Source organism: Methylobacterium sp. E-046, assembly GCF_022829625.1.
In the GTDB taxonomy this organism is placed as follows: domain Bacteria; phylum Pseudomonadota; class Alphaproteobacteria; order Rhizobiales; family Beijerinckiaceae; genus Methylobacterium; species Methylobacterium longum.
The window spans coordinates 21,355-27,671 of the sequence record NZ_JAKSYP010000266.1; the positions used below are offsets into that span (position 1 = coordinate 21,355).

The 6,317-nt window shown below is 68.1% G+C and carries 4 protein-coding genes and 1 pseudogene; 3 read left to right on the plus strand and 2 right to left on the minus strand.

The annotated features are described in order from the left end of the window. Window positions 1-203 precede the first annotated feature (203 nt). Both MKK82_RS28855 and MKK82_RS28860 read right to left on the minus strand, forming a co-directional pair. Window positions 204-3,341 carry an efflux RND transporter permease subunit gene (locus MKK82_RS28855; RefSeq protein ID WP_243987633.1) on the minus strand — a complete coding sequence of 1,046 codons (3,138 nt, stop codon included), beginning with the start codon at window positions 3,339-3,341 and terminating at the stop codon, window positions 204-206. A 7-nt stretch (window positions 3,342-3,348) separates the two neighbouring features. Further along, on the minus strand, window positions 3,349-4,707 hold the full coding sequence (locus MKK82_RS28860; RefSeq protein ID WP_308445477.1) for an efflux RND transporter periplasmic adaptor subunit: 1,359 nt from the start codon (window positions 4,705-4,707) through the stop codon (window positions 3,349-3,351). 149 nt (window positions 4,708-4,856) lie between these two features. Between MKK82_RS28860 and MKK82_RS28865 the strand changes: the two genes are divergently transcribed. The 3 genes and pseudogenes from MKK82_RS28865 to MKK82_RS28875 form a co-directional block, all read left to right on the plus strand. After that, on the plus strand, window positions 4,857-5,534 hold the full coding sequence (locus tag MKK82_RS28865) for a response regulator transcription factor (protein WP_238291457.1): 678 nt from the start codon (window positions 4,857-4,859) through the stop codon (window positions 5,532-5,534). Then, window positions 5,527-6,063 carry a hypothetical protein gene (locus tag MKK82_RS28870; protein WP_243987635.1) on the plus strand — a complete coding sequence of 179 codons (537 nt, stop codon included), beginning with the start codon at window positions 5,527-5,529 and terminating at the stop codon, window positions 6,061-6,063. The genes MKK82_RS28865 and MKK82_RS28870 overlap by 8 nt, the downstream gene beginning before the upstream one ends. A gap of 73 nt (window positions 6,064-6,136) precedes the next feature. Then, window positions 6,137-6,317: pseudogene (locus MKK82_RS28875) on the plus strand (IS21 family transposase); the annotation flags it as partial.

Here is a 6,317-nt window from a genome sequence, read left to right on the forward strand (position 1 = left end):
CGACGGCATCGAAGCAGGCGTGCGCCCGATCCACGATGACCGGATTGTAAGTGGTGAAGCCGCAGACGGCCGATACTCTGCGAAGCATCCCATGCATCCTGAGGAAGGCGCTGCAGTCGAAGTCCGTGGCGGATGCGGCATGGCCACTCGACCTGATGGCCAGTACCACCAGCGAGGTTATCGCGCCGATCGCAAGGAGGGCCCTAGCCATCGACGTCGGCTCGCCGTTCCGCCAGCGCCCCTGACCCGGCTCGCTCACCACTGCGCCTTCGCCCCGGCAGATGGATATGCGCCAGAAACGGGTAGACGGCCGGCAGTACGACCAGGGTGAGAAGCGTCGCCGTGACGAGGCCGCCGATCACCACCGTGGCGAGCGGGCGCTGCACCTCAGCTCCAGCGCTGGTCGATAACGCCATCGGCAAGAAGCCCAACGTCGCCACCAGCGCGGTCATCAGCACCGGCCGCAGACGCAACTCGGCCGCGCGGGTCGCAGCCTCGCGGGCATCGAGACCGACGCGTTCGAGGTCGCGGATATAGCTCGTCAGCACCACGCCGTTCAGGATGGCGATGCCGAAGGTGGCGATGAAGCCGATGGCCGCCGAGATCGAGAATGGCAGGCCTCGAAGGTAAAGCGCGACGATGCCACCGGTCGCCGCGATGGGCACGTTCAGGAAGATCAGGCCGGCGAGACGGACATCGCCGAACATCACCACGAGCAGGACGAGGATCGCCGCCATCGCCGCGGGCACCACGACGGAGAGCCGGGCCGTCGACTCCTGCAGATTTTGGAACTGCCCGCTCCACTGGATGGAATAGCGCGGCGGAAGGGCGACCTGCGCCTTCACGGCGGCTTGGGCGTCGCGCACGAAGCTCTGCACGTCGCGCCCGCGGACGTTGGCCTGGACCGAGATCCGGCGCTGCAGCCGCTCGCGGCTGATCTGGGCGGGGCCCGTCGACACCTCAACCGAGGCAACGAGCGAGAGGGGTACCAGCGTCTTACCGGTTCGGCCCACGGGCAGGTCACGGATGCGCTCGATATCGCCCCGGTCGATGGCCCTGAGACGGACCACGATGTCGGTGATGGAGTTGTCGTCGCCGTAGATCATGCCGGCGGTGCGCCCGCCGATGCTCTCCACCACGTCGAGGACATCGCCGACGTTGACGCCGTAGCGGGCGGCCGCCGCCCGGTCGACTTGGATGGAGAGCGCCGGCATCCCCGCCTGCGCCTCAGCCTTCACGTCGGCCGCACCCGAGACGCCGGAGACCGCGCGCACGATGGCGTCCGCCTTACCCTTCAAGATCTTCAGGTCGTCGCCGTAGAGGCTGATGGCGACGTCGCCTCGAACGCCCTCCAGCAGGTCGTCCATCCGCATCTGGATCGGCTGCGAGAACGTGTAGGAGACGCCCGGCACCTCCGCGCGCAGGCGTTTGTCGAAGGCTTCGACCAGGCCCTCCTGCGTGGCCGCCGTCTTCCACGTCGACGGATCGGTCAGCGTGATGAAGCTGTCGGTGGACTCGACGCCCATCGGGTCGGTGGGAATCTCGGCGCTGCCCGTGAGGGACACGACCCGCTTGACCTCGTGGAAGCTTTTCAGGGTCTGCTCGATCCGGTGCATCACCTTGAGCGAGGCGTCGAGGTTGATGCCTGGGAGCTTCTCGGAGGTGATGACGATGGAGCCTTCCGAGAGCTTGGGCAGGAACTCGCCGCCGAGGCGCGTTGCCAGGAGGCAGCTCCCGCCGAACAGGGCCAGCGTCACCAGGACGGTCAGGCCGGTACGGCGCTCGGCGAGCCGCAGGACCGGCATGTAGCCCCCCCGCACCCAGTGGACGAGGCGGGTCTCGCGCTCGCCGATGCCAGGTCCCGCCAGGACGATGGCTGCAAGCGCCGGCATCAGCGTCATCGTCAGGACGAGGGAGCCGGCGAGCGCCAGGATGACGGTGAACGCCATCGGTCGGAACATCTTCCCGGCGACCCCTTCGAGCGCGAGGATCGGCAGGTAGACCATGATGATGATGGCGACCGCGAACAGGATCGGACGCGCCACCTCGACGGTCGCCTTGCGGATGACCTCCTCGGCTGGACGGTCCGGGTGCTCGCCGCGGGCGCGCAGGACGTTCTCAATCATCACCACGGCGCCATCCACGATGAGGCCGAAGTCGATGGCGCCGAGACTCATGAGGTTGCCGGAGAGCCCGAACAGCCGCATCCCGGCGAACGCCATCAGCATGGATAGGGGAATGGCGGCCGCTACCACGAGACCCGCGCGCAGATTGCCGAGCAGCAGGAGCAAGACGACGATGACGAGCACCGCCCCCTCCATGAGGTTGTGCTCGACGGTGCGGATGGTCCGCGCCACCAGGGTGCTGCGGTCGTAGTACGGCACAATCTCGACGCCCGGCGGCAATTGCGGGCGCAGGTCGGCGATGGTCCGCTTGACGCCCTCGACCACAGCGCTGGCGTTCTCGCCCTGCTGCATCATCGCGATGCCGACGACGGTCTCGCCGGCGGCATCGTGCGTGACGGCGCCGAGGCGGACCTTGGGCGCCTCGACCACCTCGCCCAGGGTGGCGACCGTCACCGGCACGCCGCCCGGTGCCGTCGAGACGACGACGTTGGCGAGGTCCTTGGTGTCCTTCGCGAGGCCAAGGCCGCGGATGACCTCCTGCTGGTCGTTGTGTTCGATGTAGGCGCCGCCGCGCGCGGCGTTGTTCTCGGCGAGCGCCGCGTAGACCTGCCCCATCGTCACGCCGTAGCGGTGCAGGCTCTCGGCGGAGATGCGGACCTCGTAGGTCGGCATCTGGCCGCCGTAGACGTTCACGTCTGCGATGCCGGGTGTGAGCTTGAGCTTGGGCGCGATGGTCCATTGCAGGATGCGCTTCAGCGCCATCGGCGAGTAGGCCGGCCCGCGCACCTCGAACTGGTAGATCTCGCCGAGGCCCGTCGCCATCGGACCCATCTCGGGATCGCCCACGCCGGCCGGCATCATGGTCTTCGCCAAGGGCAGCCGCTGAAAAACCTGCGCCCGCGCCTCGGTGACCGCCATGGCGTCGTCGAAGGTGACGTAGACGGCCGAGACCCCGTAGCGAGAGGTCGAGCGAAGGCCTGTAAGCCCGGGCGCGCCCGCCATCGCGTTCTCGACGGGGAAGCTGACGAGGCGCTCGACCTCCTGAGGGCCGAGCCCCGGGGACAGGGTGAGGACCATCACCTGCTTGGGCGAGATGTCCGGGACCGCGTCGATGGACAGCCCTTCGAGGTTGACGATGCCGCCGACCGCGCCGGCGAGGGCCAGAACGAGGACGAGCCAGCGGCGGCGGACGAGAAGGGCGAACCAAGCGTTCATCGCCGCCTCAGTCCGTCGAGCCAAGGAGCGCGCGCATCAGGATTGCCTTGAGGCCGAAGCTGCCCTGCGTCGCCACCGTCTCGCCGGCCCCGATGCCCGAGCGCACCTCCACCCAGTCGACGCGCTGGACGCCGAGGGTCAGGTCCCGCTTCTCGAAGCGGTCGTCCCCGGTCCGCACGAAGGCGATGGGCCCCCCCTCGGCCTGCTGGATCGCGGCGGCCGGCACCGTGACGCCGTCGCGGCCGAGGTCGGCGGCGATCTCTACCGACACGAACATGTTGGCGCGCAGGACCCCGTCCGGGTTGGCGATCTCGATCCGGGCCGGAGCGGTGTTGGTCGCCGGGTCGATGGCGGCGTTGACCGAGCGCACCCGGCCCTCGAAGCGGGAATGCGCCGCGACCGGAGCCTCGATTGTCGCCGGGTCGCCCGCCTTCACGGTGGCGATGTCGCGGCCGTAGAGATTGGCGAGTACCTGTATCCGCGAGGGATCGGCCACCGTGAAGGCGTCGCGGTTTGTGTCGACCACCTCGCCCAGGGTGATGCCTGCCGCCGTGACGACCCCATCGATGGGCGAGACGATGGCGCTGACGCCGGGGGACCCGCCGGGCGCGGGGGCCAAGCGTTCGTACTGGGCACGATAGAGATCGACCTGCGACTTGGCCGACAGGGTGGCGGCATGGGCCTTGGCGAGTTCGACCTGGCGCCGGTCCACCTCCGCCTGGGCGACGCCGCCGATCCTCACCAGGTCGCTGCCGCGCTTCAGGTTGATCTCGGCGACCTTCTCGGTGGCCTGCGCCTCTCCCAGGCTGGCCTGGGCGGCAGCGAGGCCGTTCCGAGCGTCAAGGACGCCGGAGGCATCGAGGGTGGCCAGCGTCTGTCCGGCGCTTACACGGTCGCCCGGCTGCACTGACAGGGAGAGGACCCTGCCTAACGTCCTTGGTTTCAGCCGCGTGACCCTGCGCTCGTCAAAGGCGACCATGCCGGGCGTCCGGACAAGCGACTCGATCCGGCGGCTTTCCGACGTCCCGAATTCCAACCCGAGTCGGCGCTGGCCGTCGGCATCGAGCCGGACGACGTTGTCTTCGACCGGCTCTCGGGGCGCTGCGGCATCCGCATCCGCGGCGGACTCGGGTGCGGTCGAGGCGGGGCCGAGAAAGCCGAGCAACGGCTCGACGTAGGGCGCGGCTTCATCCCCATAGCGCCATCCGCAAACCCCGACCGCGATGAGGCAAGGGACCGCGAGCCATGCCCGCCGCCTCAATGTGCTTGCGCGGACCGTGGTCTGAGGCGTTTTGTGGATCGGGTCCCGGTCGTTCGGCCCGTCATCCCCGTGCGTCGCCACGCCTCTTCCCGCCTCCGCCAGCACGATGTCGATCGCCCATCAGATTAGACTTGTTCTAAGATATAGGATGGCTCGTCGCCGGGGCGATTAAATTCGCGTTCACAGTCGTGGTGCCGGACCCATGCCGAACCACATCACGTCCGAATAGCGCGACAGCTCCGGGGATGGATCGAGTGGCGAGGCTGCTTCTGATCGAGGATGACGCAGCGACGGCCGAGGAGGTCCTCGGCGACCTTCGCGGGCGGGGGCACGAGGTCGCGTGGGCCGCCACGGGGCCGGACGGTGCGACCGCCGCCCGTTCGGGGCCGTGGGATGCCATCATCCTGGACCGGATGCTTCCGGGCCTGGAGGGGCTCGCCTTGTTGCGCGACCTGCGTGGGGCCGGCAACCGGACGCCGGCGCTGGTCCTAAGCGCGCTGGGCGACGTCGACGAGCGAATCCGCGGCCTCCGCGCCGGCGGTGACGACTACCTCGGCAAGCCCTTCGTCCTCGGCGAACTCGCAGCCCGGATCGAGGCATTGCTACGGCGTCCGACCGATACGCGTGAGACCGTGCTGCGGGTGGGGTCCCTGGAACTCGACCTCGTCGCCGGTAACGGTCGGAGGGGGCTTCGAAACCTCGACCTGCTACCGCGCGAGCTCAAGCTGCTCGAATACCTGATGCGTCGGCCGGGACAGGTCGTGACCCGAGCAATGATGTTCGAGGAGGTCTGGAACTACCGTTTCGCGCCGAAGTCCAACCTCATCGATGTCCATGTCGGACGTCTGCGTAGGAAGCTCGAAGTCGAGGGCGAGCCAATTCTCATCCACAACGTCCGCGGAGAGGGATTCACCCTAACCCCGGATGCCTAGGCTCATCCTGTCCTTCGCATTCCGCTGGGCGCTTGGCATCGCCGTATGGTCGACCCTGCTGTCGCTACTCCTGTTCGCCTTCGTGTACTGGCAGACCGCCGCGTTCATGCAGAACGAACTCGCCCAGGTACTGCGCCACGAGGCACGCTACGCAGCCCGCGAGCCGGCGAAGGCGGTCAATCGTATCGAGACATGGATCAGCGAGGACCTACACAGCGTCCACTTCGCCGGTCTGTTCGGGGCTGATGGTACCAGGCTCGCAGGAAACCTCGACGCTCGGCCGGCAGACCTGCCCCTCGACGGGGAGGTCCACCGAATCGGCGCGCAGGTCGCCATCGCGGGACGGCGCCTGAACGAGGAGCTCTGGTCGGCGGCTGTGGCCCTGAGCGACGGCAGCATCGTGGTCGTGGCCCACGACACCGACGAGATCGACCGCGCCAAGGCGACGGTGATCCGGGCCCTCGGCCTTGCGCTGGTGCCAACCCTGGCTGTGATTAGGCGTGGAATAAGGACCCCGTTTTCGGGGTGATCGGCGTCCAAACGGGACCCCCAGGACAAGTCATCCACACTGCCTTCCGGCTCGAACGGGAGGCTTGCGCGGGATGTTGGTCGTGGAGACGGTCGCAAAGATCCGCCGCGCGTACTTCGTGCAGCAGAAGCCGATCAAGCAGATCTGCCGGGAGCTGAGGGTTTCGCGCAAGGTTGTGCGCAAGGTCATCCGCTCCGAGGCGACGGCGTTCCAATACACCCGCGCCATCCAACCTGCCCCGAAGCTTGGATCGT